Origin of the sequence: Alteromonas sp. 07-89-2, from assembly GCF_013113925.1 — a bacterium.
Lineage (GTDB): Bacteria > Pseudomonadota > Gammaproteobacteria > Enterobacterales > Alteromonadaceae > Alteromonas > Alteromonas macleodii.
In genome coordinates this window covers 40,875-60,993 of the sequence record NZ_VTYM01000011.1, presented here as the reverse complement: position 1 = coordinate 60,993, position 20,119 = coordinate 40,875, and the positions used below count along the sequence as shown (strand labels likewise).

The window sequence follows — 20,119 nt, the reverse complement described above, 5'->3', positions numbered from 1 at the left end:
TTGGTTTAACTGGAGGTTCAATACTGTTGCCAAAACGGATAACTCTCAGCTTTCAATATAAAATGATAAAAAGCTGAGACGCATTCAGTCCATTCTTGCCAAAATACGAGTGTGCGCCTTGTTAACCGCACACTCAAATTTTCACTTAAATATTCACTCAAAAACTCTCAGGCACAGAAAGTATCATTACTTTCTTTGTGAGTAATAATGCTGCTCTCTGCCTTCGTTTACCATTTTCACATCGGCGCAGTATTCTGAGACCGGCCTTATCAGTAACCTAGGAATGCCAATGGGTTCTCCGGTCTCCAAGCAGTATCCAAAAGACTTGTCTTTTATTCGTCGCAACGACTTATCGATTTTAGGAAGTAGCTTTCGCTCCCTATCCAAAATTCGAAGAGAAAGCCTGGATTCTTCTTCATACTGCGCCCGATCAACTTCATCGTTTATCTCAGGAGGTTGGCTTAACGATGCCTTCATCTCTTCAATATGAGCCATAGTTTGCTGTTTTAAATCGTTGAGCAATGCCTGAAAAAATTCAAGCTGCTCATCGTTCATGTAGTCGTCTTCACTGGCGGCAAGAAGCGATTCTTTAGTCAACGTTTTACTCATTTCAGCTCCACTAAGGCTTGATGAAACCAGCCTAAAACCTGCTTATAGTGTGCCTCGCCATACAAACGTAGGAATTGCTTTGTATGCTGATCCTTCATGTTCGAAAGCGCCGCTATCCGTGATTCTAAAAACGCTTTGTCTAACGTTATGCCACAATCGCGGACAATACAGTTTTGCCATTCAACGAAGTTAGACGGTATTACCGGTGAATTCATGAGGCCTCCTGTTAGTCGAGTTTGGTTTTAAGCCCTCTGCGAATAAGCAGAGCATCTGTTGTTGGCGCTTTTCCTCGGAATGCTTTATAAGACTCCATCGGGGGACGAGAATTGCCGGTAGATAAGATTTCCTTTCTATATTTCATACCGTTTTCTAACTTTAATCCGCCGAGTTCTTGCATATAAGCAAAGGCATCAGCAGCTAAAATTTCACTCCACATATAGGCATAGTAGCCAGCGGAATAGCCGCCACCCATTGAATGTGCAAAGAATGCTGACTTATAACGAGGTGGTACATAAGACAAGCCAACATTATGTTTGCCGAGAGCTTGGGCTTCAAAGGCTTGGACATCTTCAGGCGCCTGCTCGGCAGAGATAGAATGCCACTCCATATCAAGCAGTGCTGCAGACATATATTCCAAAGTGTCATAACCCATATTGAAAGTACGTGAACGAATCACCTTTTCCAGCAGAGCCTCTGGAATAGGCTCGCCAGTTTCATAATGCTTGGCATAGTTTGCAATAACGTCAGGGTGGGCTGCCCAGTCTTCTTCGAAGGTAGAAGGGAACTCTACATAGTCTCGCGAGACAGATGTGCCGGCCAACGTTGGGTAATTTACGTCTGACAGCATGCCGTGAAGTCCGTGGCCCATTTCATGAAACATGGTAGTCACATGATCGTAACTGACTAATGTAGGCTCGCCATCAGGCGCTTTGTTTATGTTCATTACATTAACCACAACAGGCTTTTGCGAGAGCAATTTCGACTGTCCTACGAACGAACTCATCCAAGCTCCACCGCGTTTACCTTTGCGAGAAAAGTAGTCGGCATAAAAAATCGCTAAACTGTCACCATTTACATCAAACAGCTCGTAAGCTTTTACATCAGGGTGGTAAACCGGCAAATCTGGACGGGGCTTGAAGCGCACTCCGTACAATTTATTCATGGTGAAAAATACGCCATCTTCAAGCACGCGATTAAACTCGAAGTATTGTTTCACCTCGTTTTCATCTAGCTCGTATTTAGCTTGTCTTACCTTTTCTGCGTAGAAAGCCCAATCCCAAGGTTTTAGTTCGAAGTTATTACCTTCCGCTTCAATCATTGCTTTAATGTCAGCGGCTTCTTTTTCGACGTTTTTAAGCACAGCGGGCACCATACTGCCTAGCATGTCGTATACAGCGCTTGGCGAACCGGCCATTTGTTTGTCTAGGCTGTAGGCCGCCCAACTATCAAATCCAAGCAATGCTGCTTTTTGTGCGCGCAGTCCTGCCAATCGGCTAATAATTTTGGTGTTGTCGTATTCCCCAGATTGGTTTCGGTATGCTGATGCTTCCCACACTTGCTGGCGAAGTGCTCTATTTTCTAGTGAAGTAAGGACAGGTTGACGAGTAGTGTTCGTGATATTTAGAAGATACTCGCCTTCTTTACCAGCAGCTTTAGCAGCATCTGATGCGGCCTTTATTTGGCGCTCTGACATCCCTGACAACTGCTCTACGTCATCTACTACCACCGCAATTTCAGATGACTCTGCCAATAGGTTTTGAGAAAACTGCGTGGTTAACGTTGAATGTTCTTCGTTTATTTCACGTATCTTTTGTTTATCTGATTCATTGAGTTTAGCGCCAGCGCGAACAAAATCAGAGTAGTACTCTTCGAGTAGTCGGGTTGATTCAGTATCTAACTCCAACTCGTCGCGCTGGTTGTATAGTGTTTCAATACGCTTAAAAAGCGCACTATTTAAATTAATGGTATCGCTGTGAGCCGCCAGCTTTGGCGCTAGAATTTTTTGGATTTCTCTGCGTTCAGGCGAGCTATCTGTTCCTACTAAGTTGAAAAATACTCGGCTAGTTCTGGTGAGTAAACTTCCACTTTTTTCAAGCGCTAGCAGCGTATTATCAAAGGTAGGGGCGTCAGGGTTAGACGCTATTTTTTCTACTTCTTGTAAGTGCTGTTCCATTCCTTTTTCAAATGCAGGAATGAAATGCTCGTCCTTTATCAAATCAAATTGCGGCGCGCCGTAAGTCAGTGAACTTGTCATAAATAAAGGGTTCGTCTGCTCTGCTTTTGCTGAGTCAGTCTGCGTTGTAGCAGTCTTATTCATTGTTGACGCCTGTTCGGTGCAGCCTGTTGCCAAAAGTATAGAAGATATCGTGGCTGAAATAAGGAGCTTTTTCATAGGGTTCCTAAATTTTTAGGGTAATTAACTGTTCGTGAGAGTAATGTTATATTGTAACAATTGTCAATTGTGAGAAAGTGCGAAGAAATTAAAGGAAGCAATAGAAGTGCTGCTGGGGTGCGCCTTAACTAGCGATCTGCTAGTTTTCTTTGAATAAAACTTAACGTGCTTCTCGTTTTGCAAACATGAACACTAACATTACGTTTAAGCCAAATATGGCAATGCACAACGACCCAATAGTGGCATCTCTGAAGCTAAAGAATTGAGCCACGGTGCCTGCGCCAATGGTGCCTAGCATCATACCCACCCGAGTGGCGTTTGAATAAAACGCTGAAGTGAATCCAGTTAAGTCAGGTGCTTGTTGTTGCAGTAAGGTCAATCCAATACCAGCATATAAACCGTAGAACAGCGCGTTCAATATTTGAAGGGTCAATAACTCCCAACTTGACTGAGAAAAGTACACGCCAACGTAAAAGCAACAGCCGAAAATAAACGCCACTGCCATGATACCCGCTGGAGGGAATCGTCGGGCTAATTTGGCTGCTAGCAACATCGTAGGTATTTCGAGTGCGGCCACAACACCCATCATTAGCCCAGGCAAATTTTCCGGTAACCCAAGTTCATTCATTACGTACAAAGGCATGGATGATAAATACATGACATTGCCTGCCATTCCGGCAAGTATGGCCAACCCAACAAGCCAAAAAGGCAGCGATAGCGAGCCCTTTAGAGTAGTATTGAGTGACTGTTGATTGGCTTTTTGAGGCGGCACAACGTTCACCACAAAAAGCGTTGCAACAATCACGCATGCAATGGCCACCGAGAAGGACGCTGCGAAGCCAAAATTGGCAACCAGCGTAAATGCCAGCGGCGGACCTACTACCCAAGCGAGAGAAATGGCAGCGCGAACTTTTGAGTTAAATGCGGCTAAGTCGATGTCTTGGTTTTTTGCCCATAATCCCGAAACGGTCAACATTTGAGACACGGCTCCAGCGCCCACCGACATAAACAAGACGCCTGCAAGAAATACGTGCCAAAACTGTTTGCTAAAGATAAAGGCGACCATGGCAATGCCCACGCAAATCATGGTTAGCCCGTAAAGGCGATTTGCGTTAAAACCTTTGTCTGCCAAGTGCCCGAGGTACTGACTGATCACCAACCCTGATAGCGTAACGGACACCATATAAACACTTATATAAATAGGCTCAACGTTGATCTCATCAATGAGGAAATAGCTCATCAGTGGCGTAACAAACGACGATGTTAGGCCAGTTAATAGACTTAACAGTAAAAAAGGAAGTTGTGGAGAGAATGCGTGACGCGATGACATGAGGATACGAGCTCCGAGGGACTGTTAAACGTGGTTGACCGAAATTCGTAAAGAAAGGTCACAGCCCTTAATAACGAGGGCGCATTATAAGTGCTGCGTATCTCATGTCTATGACAAAGCTTTTATTAGTTATGCCGTTTTAAATACTTGGTTTACTTCATATGCTCAAGCACTGCGCGCTTTTTAAATTTAAAGAAAGCTCGCAATTTCGCTAAGCGACTTTTTTTGCATGGCGTGTGCAGGAATTGTGGCGTTATCCGCCGGATAACCTGCAATAATCAGCATGTAAGCGCGCTCGTTATCAGGCCGTTGACAGACTTCGGTTAAAAAGTTCATTGGCTTTGGTGTGTGGGTCAAGGTTGCCAAACCTGCGTTGTGAAGTGAGGTAATAAGCACACCCACCGCGATACCCACCGATTCGTGCACATAGTAGTTTTGGCTTTTTTCGCCCGTTTCTGTCTCTCCAAACTTTTGACTGAATACAGCAATAAGCCAAGGCGCGGTCTCCAGATAGGGTTTACTTGCGTCAGTGCCTAACGGCTTTAGGTCATCTAGCCACTGTTGCCCCGCACGCCCATTATAAAAACCGCGCTCATGCGCTTCAGCCTGTTCGCGTATTTGTTGTTTTACTTCGGGCGACTGAATAGCGGCGAAATGCCAAGGCTGATGATTCGCTCCACTAGGTGCAGTGCCAGCAGTCAAAATACAGTTTTCAATTACCGTTTTACCAACGTGCTTGTCACTAAAGTGACGAATACTGTGGCGGCGCTGCATGGTTTTCAAAAAATCTTCGCTTCGGGAAAGCATTTGCTCTTCAGGGTACTCAATAAAATCACTGAGCGGAGAATGGTCGTGAGGCTGCATTTATAATCTCGTTTTTCTGCTTTTTTACTACTCTATCGTTAGTGACGGGTTATTAAAAATAAAAACGTGCTAACTAGGGCGTGTTATATACATCGAAATAGAAAATGGCGTAAACAAGTATGCACAATAAAAAAGCGACTCACTCAGGCAAAAGTGAATCGCTTTGGTGCAATTTGTTGGTAGTAGAAAACGCTGTTAGTGGCGTTTGAACGGCGGACGAGTGCCGCGTTTTTGCGTGTCAGTTTGCTCTTCTAGCATTTCAAGTTGGGCGACGTCATACACAGGCATCATGGTTGTCACTCTGCGATACGGTGGCTTACCGCGCATGATGACTTCTTTCACTTCTACGTATTCAATAGCTTCTTGCCCTACTGATTCCAATTGCGCTACATCGTTAACCGATAAGCTTACGATCTTGCGTTTAAATGGAGGCTTTCCTGAATAATCAACTACTTGTACATCAACCGTTTCATCAGTTGATGATGTCATAGCTTGCGCTGCGTTTGCAGAAAAACCAAGTGAAACAGCCGTAATTAATGAACCCAATACATAGCGTAATTTCATGTCGTGTCCTCTCGTTGACATACTTACCTTTCTACATTGTATGAGCGAAAAAGTTCTAAACAATGACGATTGGTGATAGGTGATTGCTATCACCTAACTGGATATAGAGAATTTGAGTAATCAAGAGAATGGAGAGCTGTTGAAAGAGAAGCTACTGCGTTGAAAACGGAGTGTTTAACGATGGTGCGGAATGGATGGTTTTGTGCACTATTATGGTGCTTTGGCACCGTCTGGTATTGTAGAGTTTCGGTAAAATCAATCATTTACCCTTTGGTCTTTATCTTGCTGTCCATCAACACCTATGTAAAGAGTCGACAAAGGGTGTATGTGCGGTGAGTGTAAAATCTAAAATTCCCTTATTTGTTCTGCTAACTTTTTGGTTAGCGTGCACATCTGCCGTGTCAGCGATAGAGCAAAATATTCCTCTTTCACAAAGCAAAGGCGGAACACTGTATCTAGAAGCGACCCTAGAATCGAACATAAAGGCTTCGTTTCTATTAGACACGGGTTCAAGCTTGTTAACCCTCAATCAAGCTACGTTCGACGCGCTAACAAGAAATCAAAAGCTTCTTGCCACCAGAACCTCTGCTGCCAGAATGGCAAATGGAAAGATCGTTAAAATATCTCAGTATCAATTAAACTCGGTTCGTATAGGAAATACGTGCGAAGTGGGGCCAGTGGAAGTGGCTGTGCTTCCCAAAGGAAACAATATTTTAGGTATTAATACTTTGCTGCGGGTCGCGCCTTTAACCATAACACCAGACGCTGTGATTTTAGCCGGGTGTGAATAGCGTGAATGATTCACTTTTGTTTGATTAAACAGCAACAAAAAAGCGAACCCGAAGGTTCGCTTTTAAATTTGCTTTTCGCTGGAAGATTAAATTAATCGTCGCACTCGCTAACGTCGCCGCCCATTTGCTCTTTCATTTTTACGCAAGCTTCATAAGCTTTCTTCGCTGCGGCGTCTTTAAATTCGCCTGCTTTTTCAGCCGTTGCGTCGTATGCGTCAGAGGCCATTTTCTTGCTATCTTCGTATGCGTCTGAAGCCATCTCTTTGCCGTCATCAAAGGCATCAGAAGCCATTTCTTTACCGTCTTCGTAAGCTTCAGAGCTCGCGTCTTTGGTTTTATCCCAAGAATCTGCAGCACTTTCTTTTGCGTTGTCATAGGCGTCTGCTGTCGCTTCGCCCGCTTTTTCCATCTCTTTTTTTACTTCGCTTTTCGTCTCTTCGCTAGACTCAGTACAGCCCATTAAAGACAGTAACAGTGCTAACGCCATTGCTTTAGTTTTCATTGTGAAGCTCCTTTTGCTGGGATAGTGGCTTGTTTCAAAGCCGGTCAACATGGTGTGTTCAAATATCCATTCTAAACGTTCAAGATGCCTGCCGTTTTATTGTCATATTCGGCAAGCTGAATATTCGACGAGACCAGTCTAGCCTACTTACCTGATAAAGTGTAAGTAGACTTTATACCGAAAAATGAAAGGATTATAACCAAACATTTACCTTGCAAAACTGCATGCGGATTGTTGAGATATTGTACAGCGAAGTTGAACAAGGCTACGCTTCTGGGCCTTGTGTGGTGAACACGAGGTGCCGGCGCATATCCTTCAACACGACGCCTTTTTTAAGTAGCGCTGCGCTTAATTTTCGCTGCCACTTCTTTAGCTCAGGTTCAGCGTTTGACACCGCTTCTTCATTTTCGAATTGAAAGCGAAGCAGTAACGAGCCGGGGAATTGGTGATACTGAACCTCAAACCAACACTGTTGCATACCATTTAACTCTTCAAGCGCTTGTGCTTCAAGGCTATCGGCTACACTAAAGACCAGTGCTTGCTGTTTGAGTTGAACGGCAGAGAGTTTTTTCATTACAAATGCTTCTCTATAGACACTTCAACGCTCTCGGTGACATCTGCACCTTCAATGGTTAGCCACATTTGCCCATCTTGAATAGTAACCTGTATTTGCATAGAGCGATGAACAGCATTGGCCAAAGTAGTGGCAAGCGACTCTGGCAAAGTAAAAACTGATAAGTTCTTTTTGGTTTGTAGCTTGTTATGTTCTTTCTTCCACCACGCGTCGAAGCTGTTGTCGGCGTAGGAATAAATCATCATTTGTTGGCTTTGATTGCAGCCCTTTTTGATGCGCTGTTCAGAGGGTTGGCCTAACTCAATCCACAGCTCTATTTCATCGCTAAAACTCTTTTGCCATAAATCTGGAACGTCGTCGTCAGACAGCCCTTTGGTAAACTGTAGGCGTTCATGAGCATTAACAATAAACGCAACCACGCGCAGCATCATTCGTTCGTCATTTTCAGAAGGGTGACGGGCAATAGTAAGGTTGTGGTCGTTATAGTAATTGCGATCCATATCCGTTATGGATATGTCAGCTTTAAAAATGGTCGCTTTAAGAGCCATGGTGTTCCTGCTTCGTTCTTAGGAGGCTTGAAGTTAACCCCGTGTGCTATGTAAAAAAATGGCATAGCAAGTTTTGGCGATATAGTAGCAGTAAAAAGCAAATTTCGCTGTAGGTGAGTAGCGCCCAATACAAGTATTTGTCGGTTTATTTTTTGGAGCGCGAAATTGCTAGTGAAGCTTCTCGGTCATATTGGACATCGCGCAAAGCGCGGATAACCAAAAACTAAACAAACAAAAAGTGAAAACGGAGACGGTTAATGAAGAGACTAGTGGCTATGGCGATGTTAATGTTCGGCTGTATAGCAGGCGCATCAAATGCGTACGCTTTGGATCGCGGCACTATTGCAGAAGATGCAGATTCAGTAACGCCGTTGCTTAATGGTCAAGTGGCGCCTAAAACAACGCTTAAAATGGCAGATGGCTCGCCGGTAAGCTTAAAAGCGCTTACCATGCAAAAGCCCAGCATTGTACTTTTTTATCGCGGCGGGTGGTGCCCGTATTGTAATGAGCAGCTTGCCCAGCTTAAAGATATTGAAAAAGACTTGGTGGATATGGGCTATCAGATTTTGGCGATTTCACCTGAATCACCAGATCGCTTGCAAGAGCAAAAGCTTGAAACAGAATTCTTGGTTACGCTTTTATCCGACGACAAACTAGACACTATTCGTGAGTTCGGCGTTGGATTCCATTTAGATACTGTGACTGAGTTAAAGTACAAAACCTATGGCATTAACTTAACAAAAGATGAAAGTGGTAATAGTGTTTTGCCAGCACCCAGCATCTTCATGCTCAATAAAAAAGGGCAGGTTTTGTTTAGCTATGTTAACCCAGACTTCAAAGTTCGCCCGTCGGCAGACCTAGTTTTAGCGGTTGCGAAAACCCTTAAAAAAGAAATGTAATGCGAATAGCCTTACCAAGGCGTTGTTCTTGGTAAGGCATGCCAAAAGAACTTTATGATATCGAGCACTACTTTTCATCGTGTCTAATATTGATTAAGTTAGATTCGCACGTATTTGACAGTCATAACGAGCTGTACTTAACCATTCACCAAGTCACCCTATCTCAAACTGTAAGGAGTAAGCATTTACACTGAGATCAATGAAGTGATGTGCGCGGCTAGACGTTTAGGTTCAATATAAGTGTCGCCTTTACAGTTGTTTACGACGCTCAATAGCTGAGTAAGTAAGTGTTTATTCGCTACGTTCCGCTGACATATAGCGTGAACGGTATTGAGTTCAAGTGTACTTGCTAACGCGTACACACCTTTCAAATTGCGATTTATTAGAAGCGCGTTTAAAACGCGGTTAGCGGTGTATCTACGCCACGCCATATGAAAGCTGTCGAAATCGCACGTTAAGTCAACACTTAACGCCACACGAAGCGCCCAAGACAATGGGCGAAAGTGTAAAAGATGTTCGGTTAGTAAGAATATTTCAAGTGCGTGGTCAACAAACAGTGACGGCTTCGCAGTATCGCTTAGCTCAATAATGGGGAATAGCCCTTCAGCAGCGAACATAGACTCTACGAATTCAAAGGTGTAATACCCGTTACCATGAAGAGCAAGAAGGCATGTCTCAATTTCATCGAGAAGCGTTTCATCGAGGGTATTAGCAATGTCTTGAAGCATTAGGTTATCTAAAAACTTCGCAATGTTCGGGTAGAGGGCATTAATCTCAGCCCATTTACTTTCTTTTGAATGACGTAAGGCCCTCTGATATTTGAGAACGTCGTCATGCCGTGTTAAATCGATTTGGGTGTGCGATTCGTTTCTCGAATAAATCCATCCTGCCCAAGCTATCATTGGCGAGTCCGCTAATCCAAGTGCGTGGAGCTCATTGAGCGAAGAACCTAATGAGCATACCGCTTCCACCAAGCCATGGGCAGCCTTTACATCATTCCCCATAAAATCGGGTTCTTCTTGCATATGTTCGAATGAATACACGCCATTACGCCAGCCTGCTAAATAGCAGCCTTCTATACATTTTCCGCACATGACTGTGCTCCTGTTAGTGTTTTTTGGTGATAACGAAGAGGCCTGTTGCTCTTTGGTGGTATTTAGCCTGTGTGACAAGGCGCACGCCAACGAGCAACTGGCTCGTTGCTACTGAAAGTTATGAAAAGTAATCAAGAAAAGCATCGATAGAGTGAAGTTAGATGCCAAGAGCGAACTTAAAACAAATTTTGTTTCAAAAAAAGTACTGTTTTGTCCCGCTATAAAAAAGTTATTTTCTGCAAGAATGCGAGGTTTACAGCGCCAAGTGGTATAGTAGGGCTTACGCCTTAACTCATCGTATTTCCATGATAAATAAAAACTTTCCATTACTTGATTTACATCGTCATTTAGATGGCAATGTACGTCTGCAAACCATTCTGGAGCTTGGTCAGCAATTTAACATTTGTTTGCCAGCTTATTCGTCAGAGGGCTTGCGACCGCATGTTCAAGTAATGGAGATCGCCCCCGATTTGGTGTCATTTTTAGATAAGCTTACTTGGGGCGTTAAGGTGTTAGGCAGTCTCGACGCCTGCAAACGGGTGGCGATAGAGAATGTAGAAGATGCGGCTAAGCAGGGTATTGACTACACAGAGCTGCGTTTTAGTCCTTATTTTATGGGCGAAAGTCACGGGCTACCAACTCAAGGTGTGGTTGAGGCCGTGATAGACGGTGTAAAAAGCGCAACTAAAAATCACGATGTTAAAGTTAATCTCATCGGTATTTTGTCGCGTTCTTATGGCGCAAAAGTATGTCAGCATGAGCTAGATTCAATTTTGGCCTGTAAAGCGCATATAACTGCAATTGATTTGGCGGGTGATGAAAAAGGCTTTCCTGGCAACATGTTCATAGAGCACTTTACAAAAGTGCGCCGCGAAGAGCTGCCTATTACAATTCATGCAGGTGAAGCAGTAGGCCCGCAGAGCATTTGGCAAGCCATTAACGACTTAGGTGCTGTGCGAATAGGGCACGGCGTTAATGCTATTAATGATGCTAAGCTAATGGACTATTTGCGCGACAACCGTATTGGTATTGAAAGCTGTTTAACCAGCAACGTATTGACGAACACGGTCACATCATTAACTGAGCACCCGTTAACAACTTTTTTGGATCACGGCATACTCGCCTGCCTGAATACCGACGACCCGGCAGTTCAAGGTGTAGAGTTAGATCACGAATTCTCCGTTGCAGCTAAGCAAGCTGGCCTTATGCCTTCTCATATTAAACAAGCGCAAGAGAATGCATTGGCAATTGCTTTTTTAAGTGAAACCGAAAAAGCCGCACTTAAGCGCAAAGTAAACTAATCCGAAAGATAAAAATCGTGCCGTGGTTAAACGGGCCGTAACATTATTTTGATTAATAATGCCACCGGTGGCATTATTGTCGTGATGTGAATATTTTGTTTCTTAAACGTAATCAGTTACGACTTAAATAATGGAGCTTTTATGCTGCGCTTTATACCTGATGTTGACCGTTCTATGAGTAGCTACCCCAGCCGTTTCACACACCGCCGGGCTTTGGGATGGGTGGCGTTTATTGTGACCCTTCTAACTTGTTCCTATGCGTCGGCATCTACTGACGAAGACTGGGAAATTGCTGAACAGATTGTAAATCAGATCCAGCTGCCCACTATTCCAAACGAAAAATTTGTGGTTGATGTGAGTGATACTTCACTAAGTGCAGCGCGAGCGCCAATTCAACGTGTAATTGACAAGGCTTCGGCTAGCGGCGGCGGTATTGTTGTTGTGCCCAAAGGAACATGGCAAGTAGACGGTCCTATTCGTCTTAAAAGCAAAGTGAACTTGCACCTAGAGGAAGGCGCTACTCTGCTGTTTTCCGGCGACCCTTCGCACTACCTACCGGTGGTTAAAACCCGTTGGGAGGGTACTGAGGTATTTACCTATTCACCGCTAATTTATGCGCTAAATGTGGAAGATGTGGCAATTACAGGTAAAGGTACTATCGACGGAAATGCCCAATCGGCGTTCATTGGCTGGTATGAGAAACAAAATACAGATATGCATGCGCTTCGTAAAATGGGGTTTGATGGCGTTCCAGTAGAGAAGCGTCAGTTCGGAGAAGGGCATTACTTGCGCCCTCCGCTTATTCAGTTTTTCCACGCCAAGCGTGTGCTGCTTGAAGATTATACGGCCCTGAACTCACCGTTTTGGGTTAATCACTTAGTTTATACTTCTCATGCTACGGTAAGACGAGTGAAGGTAGAAAGTCACCTGTACAACAACGATGGGTTAGACATTGAGTCGAGCCAGTTTGTGCTTGCTGAAGATAATCACTTTAGAACCGGTGATGACGGTATCGTTATTAAGTCTGGTAGAGACGCCGACGGTCGAAATATAGGTATACCTAGCAAAGACATTGTTGCGCGAAACAATGATTTAGGCGGGGAAGACGGCATTGGTCTTGGTTCGGAAATGTCTGGCGGCATTAAGCGCGTATTTTTTGAGAACAACATCTTGCATGAAGGCGACTCAGCATATCGCTTTAAGAGTAACTTAGACAGAGGCGGGCGCGTCAAAATGGTTCGAATTAGAGGCAGTAAAGTGGCTTCGTTTAAGCACTTATTCTGGTTCCAGCTAAACTACCCAAGTAATTTACACGGTAATTTTCCGGCTACCTATACCGACATTATTATTGAAGATTTAACGGTAGAAAATGTAGGAACGGTTTTGGAAATTCACGCTCCGGACGCAGCCCCTGTGCACAACGTTAAGTTTAAAGACATTAAAATCAAGGAAGCAGAAGAAATTCTTATCCTAGAAAATGCCGACGATATTAGCTTTGAAAATGTCACCATAGGTGAGCAAATCTGGAACGGCACGTTTTCTTCGCTGCACATTGAATCTGTTACTCGCTAGAAAACAGGTTAAACGCGATAGGTTGTTCGCATTGGTCCTTTATTTTCGCCCAAACAAGCGGCTAATTAATTGTGGGCGAACCTATTTAGGTTCGCTGGCTTTCAGTTTCGACCAGCTCAACAACAAGGCGTAAATTACTTTGTGTTGATACCGCATTAAATGGGTAGCAGGTAACTAAATAGAGCTGCTGCCCATTTACATCTACTTTCATTGCCGAGGCGGCATCGACTATCGTCTTCGATACAACCCGATAGGTTACCCACTGTGAGTTCGGCAACTGCAATTGCATAATATCTCTGGCTCTCACCTTCTTTAAGAACGTGAAGTGAGTATCTCTATGCCCGCCAATCACACTACCACCCTGTCCGAGTGGGGGCGAGTCGGTGTGGTGTCCAGGGCCAAATGCAAGGGCGTTTCCCTGTGCGCCTTCTAGTACATACAGCTGCGTTTCGCTTTTGGCATGAACCAGCTTGCTCACTGGCCAGGTATCAGACCAACGCCAAGGCTTCTGGTTAGCACCAGTGGTTAGCGTTTCTTCCCACGAAGATTGAATCAAATACTGCGCGAGCTCGGCTTTCAGTAATATCCAGCCAGCTTTGCCAAAGCTGGCTGTGGCGATCAAGACTAAGATGATGGTAAAAGAGTATTTAATCATTGTTTGTCCAAGCAATATTCAGTCAAAAAATAAAGAAATGAGCCTAAGGTGCTAACCTCGTTCCCCCTTTGTTTCGCAAAAAGGCGATGCTGTGAAAAAGCGACAATAAAAGCATGGCAATCATGCCTAATACGACATGTTCAGATACACCCGCTGCGGTTTGGGGGTAACTGATTTGTCTGAATTGCGTTCCCTGTGGCATTAAGTTTCTTACGTTTTCGGTGGAAGAAGGTATGCGCTGTGTATTTGCTATTTTTTCTTCAATAGCAACGAAGCTGGTGAACTCTGTTATAAGTTTATGGGGCAGGGCTACAGCAAGAATGTCCTGTTTTACTTCATCTACATTTCGCCCTAACGCTTTTTCATCCATTAACGCCGCCACTTTCTTTCTTGCCCACGCAGTCGCTACGCCAATGTGTTGGGTAGAACCTGTCGACGTTGGCGATATTGCTACCGAACTGGTCCACTCGCGAGTGGTGCCCTGCTTGTCTACTAGTGTGCCTTTAAGGGTTATTTTTCCGCTTGTACCGGCGTTATGAGGCAGTTTCACATTCAAGAGCAAAGGTACTCCCGCGTATAAATCAGGGATCTTAGAAGGGTAAATCTCTGCTGACTGTGCATAGCCAGCTGGTAGAGTGAGGCTTAAATTACTCAACACAGGGCTTTCTAACTTATAAAGCAAGCTATCCATTTGCTGTTTAATATCTGCAGTATTGCTAACAAATACATAGCTTCCGCGACCAAACTGAGCGGCTCGGGTCATAAAATAACTATTGGGCGCGCTGCCTATGCCTACTGTAAAAAGGCGCGCATCACCCAGTTCGTTCTTTATTTGCGAGAACAATGCAGCTTCATTGCCTACCGCCCCATCGGTGATAAAGACAACTTGTTTTATAAAGTTTTCAGCTGTCGTGGGTTTAAGTGCGGCATTAAGCGCTGGTGCCATTTCAGTGCCGCCCCCTGCATTGAGGTGCTTTACAAAGTTCCTCGCATATTGCTTGTTTCGTGTTGTTCCCTCTACCGAGGTTTCAAACAAACGCGTGGTGTCATTGTTAAATGCTACAACATTAAATCGGTCTTTCTCACTCAAGCGGTCTATCGCTAATTGTAAACTCTCTTTTGCGTCGACAATTGGCCGACCTCCCATAGAGCCTGACGTGTCGATAACGAAGGTGATATCGCGATCAAAATCCTGTAAATCTTGGCTCTTCACTTGTGGCGGCATTAGCATAACAAGGGCGTAGTCATGCTGATCTTTTGATTCAGTGAAAATAGCTGCTTGTGGTGCACTAGAGGGCGAAGGCTGCCACTCTAGCCAAATGTCTCGGTCCATTTTGATATTGCTTTGATTAAAGGTGACAAGATAATTACCTGTGGATTCTGACCAATTCACACGGTGATTTCTGCTAGTGACGCTATTAAGCGTTAAACCAGTATTTAGTGTTGCGTTGAACGTAAGTTGCGGGCCTTCATTGCCTTCTCTCATATAAGGCGTGATAGCTCTGGCATCGGGTACCTGATCTGTGGGTTCTCCCCAACCTGTACCTGATATTTCAGCCACTGTATTCTCGTTAAACTGATTTAGGGGAATGCCGGGCGAATAGCGAGGAGTGAGCGTAGTAGGCAAGTGAAAAGTAAATTTTCCATCGCGGTAGTCTACCTGTTGGACGTACTGAAGTGTCACCGTTATTTCCTCACCCGGCGCTATATTCGCGACCTGCTGAGTAAATAAATTTGGGCGTTGTTGCTCTGTTAAACTGGCTTTCTTTCCCGCTTTTTTGGCCGCTTCAAATGCTTCTTTCGCTTCTGCCTTCGGCTTAATTTGCCCCCGGATTATTCTGTCTCCTATTAGCATTTCCATACTGTTAATCGCCGCGTTTTCATTAAGCGGAAAGGTATACACAGCATGCTTCCATTCATTCCTAGTGTTAGTGAATTTTTGAGAATAGGTAACGTGCGCAATCATGCCATTCACCTGTAAATCCACGTCAGTTGAATGCAATAGAGCGGGGGAATACTCACCGTCCACGCTTTGCAGCATCAATTCGCCAGACTCAGCGCGACTTAGCGGGCTAACTACTATGCCAAGCAAAAAGCAGAGGAAGGAAGTAAGGATAAGCAACCTGTGATTACGCGGCTTGGCTGCATGTTGCCGTTCCCTAAACCAAGGTTTGTGAGTATTGGCAGGCGTTAAATAATCCCGTTTGGGTGTTTTGGAAAATAGCATCAGGTAAGCTCGCTTTAGTATCGACACTTACCATTAAGCGCCCTGAATAGGGCGAATTGTGAACAGAGATTATGGCAATCTAATGGGCAATGGTGGCGAAGGTGTTACTCGCCTGCCATGGCGCGACCTTTGGTTTTAACACTGGCTATCAGCATATAAATACTGGTAGCAAGTAAGCACGCAAATAAGTAACCCATCAACCCTTGAGGGCCGACTAAAAAGTTATCGGCAATAAGTGGGCCTACTACTGAACCCACGCTGTAGCTGAAAAGCATGACCTGTGTGGCGCATACAATGAAGCTAGCATCGAGTTTGTCGCAGGCCAGATTTATTGCCACTGGGTATAAGGCAAATATTGCCATCCCTAATAGAAACAGACCTGTTCCCAAAGCGTATATACCGCTAACCGCTGCGGTTAATGTTATGGCGGCGACACCCAGTAAACAAAATAGTGCCATGAGTAACGTGCGGCCTAAGTACTTGGATAGTGCAGGAATTAAAGGTTGAACTGCCATAGCGCCTAAAATAATTAAGGCCATTAAGCTACCCAAATCGTCATGAGCAATGCCGCGGCTTAATAGTTCAAGGGGCATTAAGCCGTAAATGGCACCTAGGGTTAAGCCTGACACTATGCAACCAATAATTGCGGCATGATTTAGTTTCGATATTTGCTTTAGCGACAGTGGCGTACTGTGGGAAGCTTCAGGCTGTTCGCTCTTTGCAAACAAAAGTACGCCAATGGCTAAAATCAACATGGTGAAAATGGCAGCAAAAGGAAGCATGCCGCCTACGCCAATAGCGCCAATACCTAACTGACCTAAAGAACTTCCCCCGTAAAGTGCGCCCATGTACAAACCTAAACGTTTGGCTCTATCAGCTTCGTCGCCGTGTAAAAGCCACGACTCTACGATAACAAATACACCCGCTACAGCAACGCCAGCCACTAACCGAGCCACAAGCCAAACTGCGGTGTGAGCAAACAAAGGCATTACTACAATAGTTAGTAATAGTACGCCTAAACACAGCGCAAAACCGTGCTTGTAACCAACGCGGGTTACCAACGGTTCAATACTAAGGGCACCCACTAGTAGCCCAGCGTAAAAGCTGCTAGCCAGCCAACTGGCGATAGCCGTGTCTAGGTTGTAATGGCTGAGCATTAGTGGGATCAGACTCATCAAATAGCCAGACGCAACTGCGTACATACCCAGCGCAATAACGGGAACAGAGATTCGCGCTTTGGCGGGCGGAATTAAGGTGTTGTCCAAGGTAATGCCTTACATCAGAGGAAAGAGAAGATAATTTCGCGGCGCGAATATGAGGCAAATTCTGATATAGGTAAAATGAAAAGAAATGCTCGTAAAGATGCTAAAAAGTGATGGTGAGGAAGGCGCTGCTAGATAGTGCATGCGCCTCAGATAGTTTTAGTATTAGTGCCTTAAGTCATCCGGTGTATGATCTGCTACAAATGCATTTCTTTCGCCCATGGGTCTGTCTTCACCCACCGTACTGTCTGCAGTAGTTTGGAGCTCTATCGACGAGTTCACCTCTGCACCAATTAGAATGATATAGGCGGTTAAATACAACCACATGAGCAAGATAATAATTCCCCCAACGGAGCCGTAGGTTTTGTTGTAACTTCCAAATTCATTGAGGTATATCGAAAAGCCATACGAGGCTACTACCCATAACAACGTGGCAAAAACTGAACCCGGCGTCACCCAGCGCCACTGAGCTTCTCGTCGGTGAGGCGCATAACGATATAAGGCAGAGAGCGCAATATTAAATAGGGCCAGCATCACCGGCCAAGTCACCCACATGGCTTGCTCGGTACTAAGGGCATTTGACGTCATCCAGCTTATTGCTTCGGGTAAAATAGTGATGCAGGCGAGGGATACAATTACAGTAAGGATCATAAATATGGTGCAGGTGATGCGTGCCAGGATACTTTTGAAAAAGCCTCTTCCTTCCGCCTCGCTATAGGTAATGTTGCAAGCCTTTATCAGAGCGTTAGCGCCTTTGCTGCTGCTCCACAGTGACAAGAGCAGAGTAAATAAAAAACTCCAGCCTAATGCAGTATTCGACTTCTCGGTTAAATTTTTAAGCTGTTCTTCAATGATGTAGCGACTGTCATTTGGCACCACGTTTACCAGCAATGCCATGTGGCGTTGCAGTTCGTCGGGTGATACAACAAGCCCATACAAAGCAATGGTTGCCCCTAGTAAGGGGAAGATAGCCAGCAAGCAGTAAAAGGCAACCCCAGCGGAGATAAGAGGAATGTTATCTTTTTGCAGGCTAGTGAAAATACGCTTTGAAATACTCCACCAACTTTTCAAAGAAAGCTCGAATGCAGATTTAGCGTGGTTGAAACGTTCCTTGCTCATGTGTCCTCATGTTTTGCCTAAACGATAGAACTCTTAAAGCTTGATACATGAAAACTTCGCTGTCGGCTTACATCAACTTAAAAAAGGAGCGAGAAAGAAGCTCTGTAAATCGTTCACAAAATCTGAATATGTGCGTGACTATCAATGTTGATGAAAATGTTGGTTTTTTATTTATTGTAATTGAATCAATGGCTTGCGCTTCTTGGTTTGGATGGTTTGTAATTTGCACCTTCAATAGCATCGTAGCTAGATAGTAAGAGCTAGGTTATGCCATGCACAAACTAACGCGTTCACCTGATGGGATTTGCTAAAGGTGGTAGGCGGACAGTTATTTCTGTCGTGCAGTGACCCCTGTTTTTACTAGCTTTACATTTCGTCTTTCAAAAGGAGTGAACATTATGAGCAACACCCAAAACCTTAAAGGCAAAAAAATCGCTATTTTGGCAACCAATGGTTTTGAGCAAAGCGAGTTGATTCAACCAAGAGACAAGTTTATTGAGCAAGGTGCTGACGTTGATGTGCTATCTATTGATGATCAGTCGACGATCAAAGCATGGGACGAAGACAACTGGGGAAAAGAAATTAACGTTGATAAACAAGTTACGTCTGTAAACCCTGAAGATTACGATGCCCTTGTGCTACCCGGCGGTCAAATCAATCCCGATGTGCTGCGTACCAATGAAGATGCTGTTGCCTTCATCAAAAATGCAAACAGCGCGGCAAGTATTAAAGCAATAGGTGCTATTTGTCATGGGCCATGGTTGCTGGTGGAGTCTGGGTTAGCGAAAGGTGCAACACTCACATCATTTCCTAGTATCCAAACAGATCTGAAAAATGCTGGTGCGACCTGGGTTGATGAAGAAGTGGTGACCCACTCAAAACTAGTCACTAGTAGAAACCCAGATGATATTCCAGCTTTCGTAAACAAAATTAGTGAAATGGTTGCCCAGTAAAAAGGAGGAAGTGTATGTCCACCGCAGCTACAAATAAAAAGGTTATCGCGATAACGGGAGCTTCCAGCGGCATTGGCAAAGAAACGGCAAAGCAACTGATAAATAACGGTTTTAATGTTGCCCTTTTAGCAAGAAGTGAGGACAAATTGCGTGCCTTAGTCGAAGAGCTTGGCAATGATGTTGCGTTCGCTGTAAAAGCTGACGTTAGCGACTTTAAAGATGTCGATACGGCGTTTAAAAAGGTGAGCGAACATTTCGGTCGCATTGACGGCATTTTCGCTAATGCCGGGCGTGGCGCGAAAGCCGCCGGCATTGAAAAGGGGGACGTAGATGACTGGGATGGCATGCTGGGCGCAAACGTAAATGGACTGCTTTATACTGCAAAAGCTGGATTGCCGTACCTGCGCGATACGCAAGGCCACTTCATTATTACGTCTTCGGTCGCCGGTCGAATAGCTCTCAAAGGCTCTGTATATGGGGCAAGTAAGTGGTTTGCTTATGGTTTCGGTCAGAACCTCGCAGAAGAAATGCGCGAGTGGGGAGGCCGCTGTACAACTATCTGCCCTGGTATGGTGAATACGCCATTTTTTGATGAACCTAAGGAAGATAAGCTTCAGCCAGCGGATATTGCAAAATCGGTATTATTTGCCCTAAGCGCAGAAGAGTCAGCCTGCGTTCGCGAGGTTTATGTTATGCCGGCGAAGTAAACGAACTAACCGCGGGTAAGAGATAATTTATTCAAGCAAAGGGCAGGGTTAGTCACTGCCCTTTTTTTGTTTGCCCCGCCCTTACTTTTAACCTGCCTTATTAATTTCATGAAGCTATTCAAATTAGCCAAATAAAGTATTTTCCCCATCCGGTTA

The 20,119-nt window shown here is 44.6% G+C and carries 20 protein-coding genes; 6 read left to right on the top strand and 14 right to left on the bottom strand.

Annotated elements, in window-relative coordinates:
- Window positions 1-186: 186 nt before the first annotated feature.
- The 6 genes from F0261_RS09455 to F0261_RS09430 form a co-directional block, all read right to left on the bottom strand.
- The gene (locus F0261_RS09455; protein WP_014979966.1) at window positions 187-609 is read right to left on the bottom strand and encodes a TraR/DksA C4-type zinc finger protein; all 423 of its coding nucleotides are present in this window, start codon (window positions 607-609) and stop codon (window positions 187-189) included.
- Window positions 606-824: a hypothetical protein gene (locus F0261_RS09450; RefSeq protein ID WP_014979965.1), complete on the bottom strand. Its 219-nt coding sequence runs from the start codon at window positions 822-824 to the stop codon at window positions 606-608. The genes F0261_RS09455 and F0261_RS09450 overlap by 4 nt, the downstream gene beginning before the upstream one ends.
- 11 nt (window positions 825-835) lie before the next feature.
- Entirely contained in the window at window positions 836-3,001 is a 2,166-nt protein-coding gene (locus F0261_RS09445; RefSeq protein ID WP_171337810.1) for a M3 family metallopeptidase, read from the bottom strand.
- A 160-nt stretch (window positions 3,002-3,161) separates the two neighbouring features.
- Window positions 3,162-4,331, bottom strand: coding sequence for a sugar efflux transporter (locus tag F0261_RS09440; protein WP_014979963.1), 1,170 nt, complete (start codon window positions 4,329-4,331; stop codon window positions 3,162-3,164).
- A 189-nt stretch (window positions 4,332-4,520) separates the two neighbouring features.
- Entirely contained in the window at window positions 4,521-5,195 is a 675-nt protein-coding gene (locus F0261_RS09435) for a nitroreductase family protein (protein ID WP_014979962.1), read from the bottom strand.
- A 195-nt stretch (window positions 5,196-5,390) separates the two neighbouring features.
- Window positions 5,391-5,759: a hypothetical protein gene (locus tag F0261_RS09430; protein ID WP_014977175.1), complete on the bottom strand. Its 369-nt coding sequence runs from the start codon at window positions 5,757-5,759 to the stop codon at window positions 5,391-5,393.
- Between the two features lie 332 nt (window positions 5,760-6,091).
- Here F0261_RS09430 and F0261_RS09425 point away from each other — a divergent pair, with 332 nt between their 5' ends.
- Window positions 6,092-6,550: a retropepsin-like aspartic protease gene (locus F0261_RS09425; RefSeq protein WP_014950335.1), complete on the top strand. Its 459-nt coding sequence runs from the start codon at window positions 6,092-6,094 to the stop codon at window positions 6,548-6,550.
- Between the two features lie 91 nt (window positions 6,551-6,641).
- On the opposite strand, the gene F0261_RS09420 is transcribed toward F0261_RS09425, so the two are convergent.
- The 3 genes from F0261_RS09420 to F0261_RS09410 all read right to left on the bottom strand — a co-directional run bounded on the left by F0261_RS09420 (window position 6,642) and on the right by F0261_RS09410 (window position 8,174).
- On the bottom strand, window positions 6,642-7,052 hold the full coding sequence (locus tag F0261_RS09420; protein ID WP_171337809.1) for a hypothetical protein: 411 nt from the start codon (window positions 7,050-7,052) through the stop codon (window positions 6,642-6,644).
- Between the two features lie 265 nt (window positions 7,053-7,317).
- Complete coding sequence (locus tag F0261_RS09415) at window positions 7,318-7,626, bottom strand: hypothetical protein (RefSeq protein ID WP_171337808.1); 309 nt, start codon at window positions 7,624-7,626, stop codon at window positions 7,318-7,320.
- Complete coding sequence (locus tag F0261_RS09410; RefSeq protein WP_014979959.1) at window positions 7,626-8,174, bottom strand: YaeQ family protein; 549 nt, start codon at window positions 8,172-8,174, stop codon at window positions 7,626-7,628. Before F0261_RS09410 ends, F0261_RS09415 begins: the two co-directional genes overlap by 1 nt.
- Window positions 8,175-8,431: 257 nt before the next feature.
- On the opposite strand from F0261_RS09410, the gene F0261_RS09405 reads away from it, so the two are divergent.
- Window positions 8,432-9,073, top strand: a complete 642-nt coding sequence (locus F0261_RS09405) for a peroxiredoxin-like family protein (protein ID WP_171337807.1) — start codon at window positions 8,432-8,434, stop codon at window positions 9,071-9,073.
- A gap of 185 nt (window positions 9,074-9,258) precedes the next feature.
- Here F0261_RS09405 and F0261_RS09400 read toward each other — a convergent pair whose 3' ends face one another.
- Window positions 9,259-10,167: a hypothetical protein gene (locus F0261_RS09400; RefSeq protein WP_171337806.1), complete on the bottom strand. Its 909-nt coding sequence runs from the start codon at window positions 10,165-10,167 to the stop codon at window positions 9,259-9,261.
- Window positions 10,168-10,472: 305 nt separating this feature from the next.
- Between F0261_RS09400 and add the strand changes: the two genes are divergently transcribed.
- Window positions 10,473-11,468 (top strand): adenosine deaminase, encoded by a 996-nt coding sequence (add, locus tag F0261_RS09395; protein WP_014979955.1) that lies wholly within the window; start codon window positions 10,473-10,475, stop codon window positions 11,466-11,468.
- A 141-nt stretch (window positions 11,469-11,609) separates the two neighbouring features.
- Window positions 11,610-13,040 carry a glycoside hydrolase family 28 protein gene (locus F0261_RS09390; protein WP_171337805.1) on the top strand — a complete coding sequence of 477 codons (1,431 nt, stop codon included), beginning with the start codon at window positions 11,610-11,612 and terminating at the stop codon, window positions 13,038-13,040.
- Between the two features lie 85 nt (window positions 13,041-13,125).
- Here the strand turns inward: F0261_RS09390 and F0261_RS09385 are convergent, their stop codons facing one another.
- The 4 genes from F0261_RS09385 to F0261_RS09370 form a co-directional block, all read right to left on the bottom strand.
- The gene (locus F0261_RS09385) at window positions 13,126-13,695 is read right to left on the bottom strand and encodes a class GN sortase (protein WP_171337804.1); all 570 of its coding nucleotides are present in this window, start codon (window positions 13,693-13,695) and stop codon (window positions 13,126-13,128) included.
- A gap of 43 nt (window positions 13,696-13,738) precedes the next feature.
- Window positions 13,739-15,922, bottom strand: a complete 2,184-nt coding sequence (locus F0261_RS09380; RefSeq protein ID WP_171337803.1) for a marine proteobacterial sortase target protein — start codon at window positions 15,920-15,922, stop codon at window positions 13,739-13,741.
- 104 nt (window positions 15,923-16,026) lie between these two features.
- On the bottom strand, window positions 16,027-17,187 hold the full coding sequence (locus F0261_RS09375) for an MFS transporter (RefSeq protein WP_171337802.1): 1,161 nt from the start codon (window positions 17,185-17,187) through the stop codon (window positions 16,027-16,029).
- Window positions 17,188-17,349: 162 nt separating this feature from the next.
- A complete protein-coding gene (locus F0261_RS09370) occupies window positions 17,350-18,303 on the bottom strand; it encodes a YihY/virulence factor BrkB family protein (RefSeq protein WP_171337801.1) in 954 nt (317 codons plus the stop codon).
- A gap of 398 nt (window positions 18,304-18,701) precedes the next feature.
- Here F0261_RS09370 and F0261_RS09365 point away from each other — a divergent pair, with 398 nt between their 5' ends.
- Both F0261_RS09365 and F0261_RS09360 read left to right on the top strand, forming a co-directional pair.
- Entirely contained in the window at window positions 18,702-19,256 is a 555-nt protein-coding gene (locus F0261_RS09365) for a type 1 glutamine amidotransferase domain-containing protein (RefSeq protein WP_171337800.1), read from the top strand.
- 14 nt (window positions 19,257-19,270) lie between these two features.
- Window positions 19,271-19,963, top strand: coding sequence for an SDR family oxidoreductase (locus F0261_RS09360; RefSeq protein WP_171337799.1), 693 nt, complete (start codon window positions 19,271-19,273; stop codon window positions 19,961-19,963).
- The last annotated feature ends 156 nt before the right edge of the window (window positions 19,964-20,119 follow it).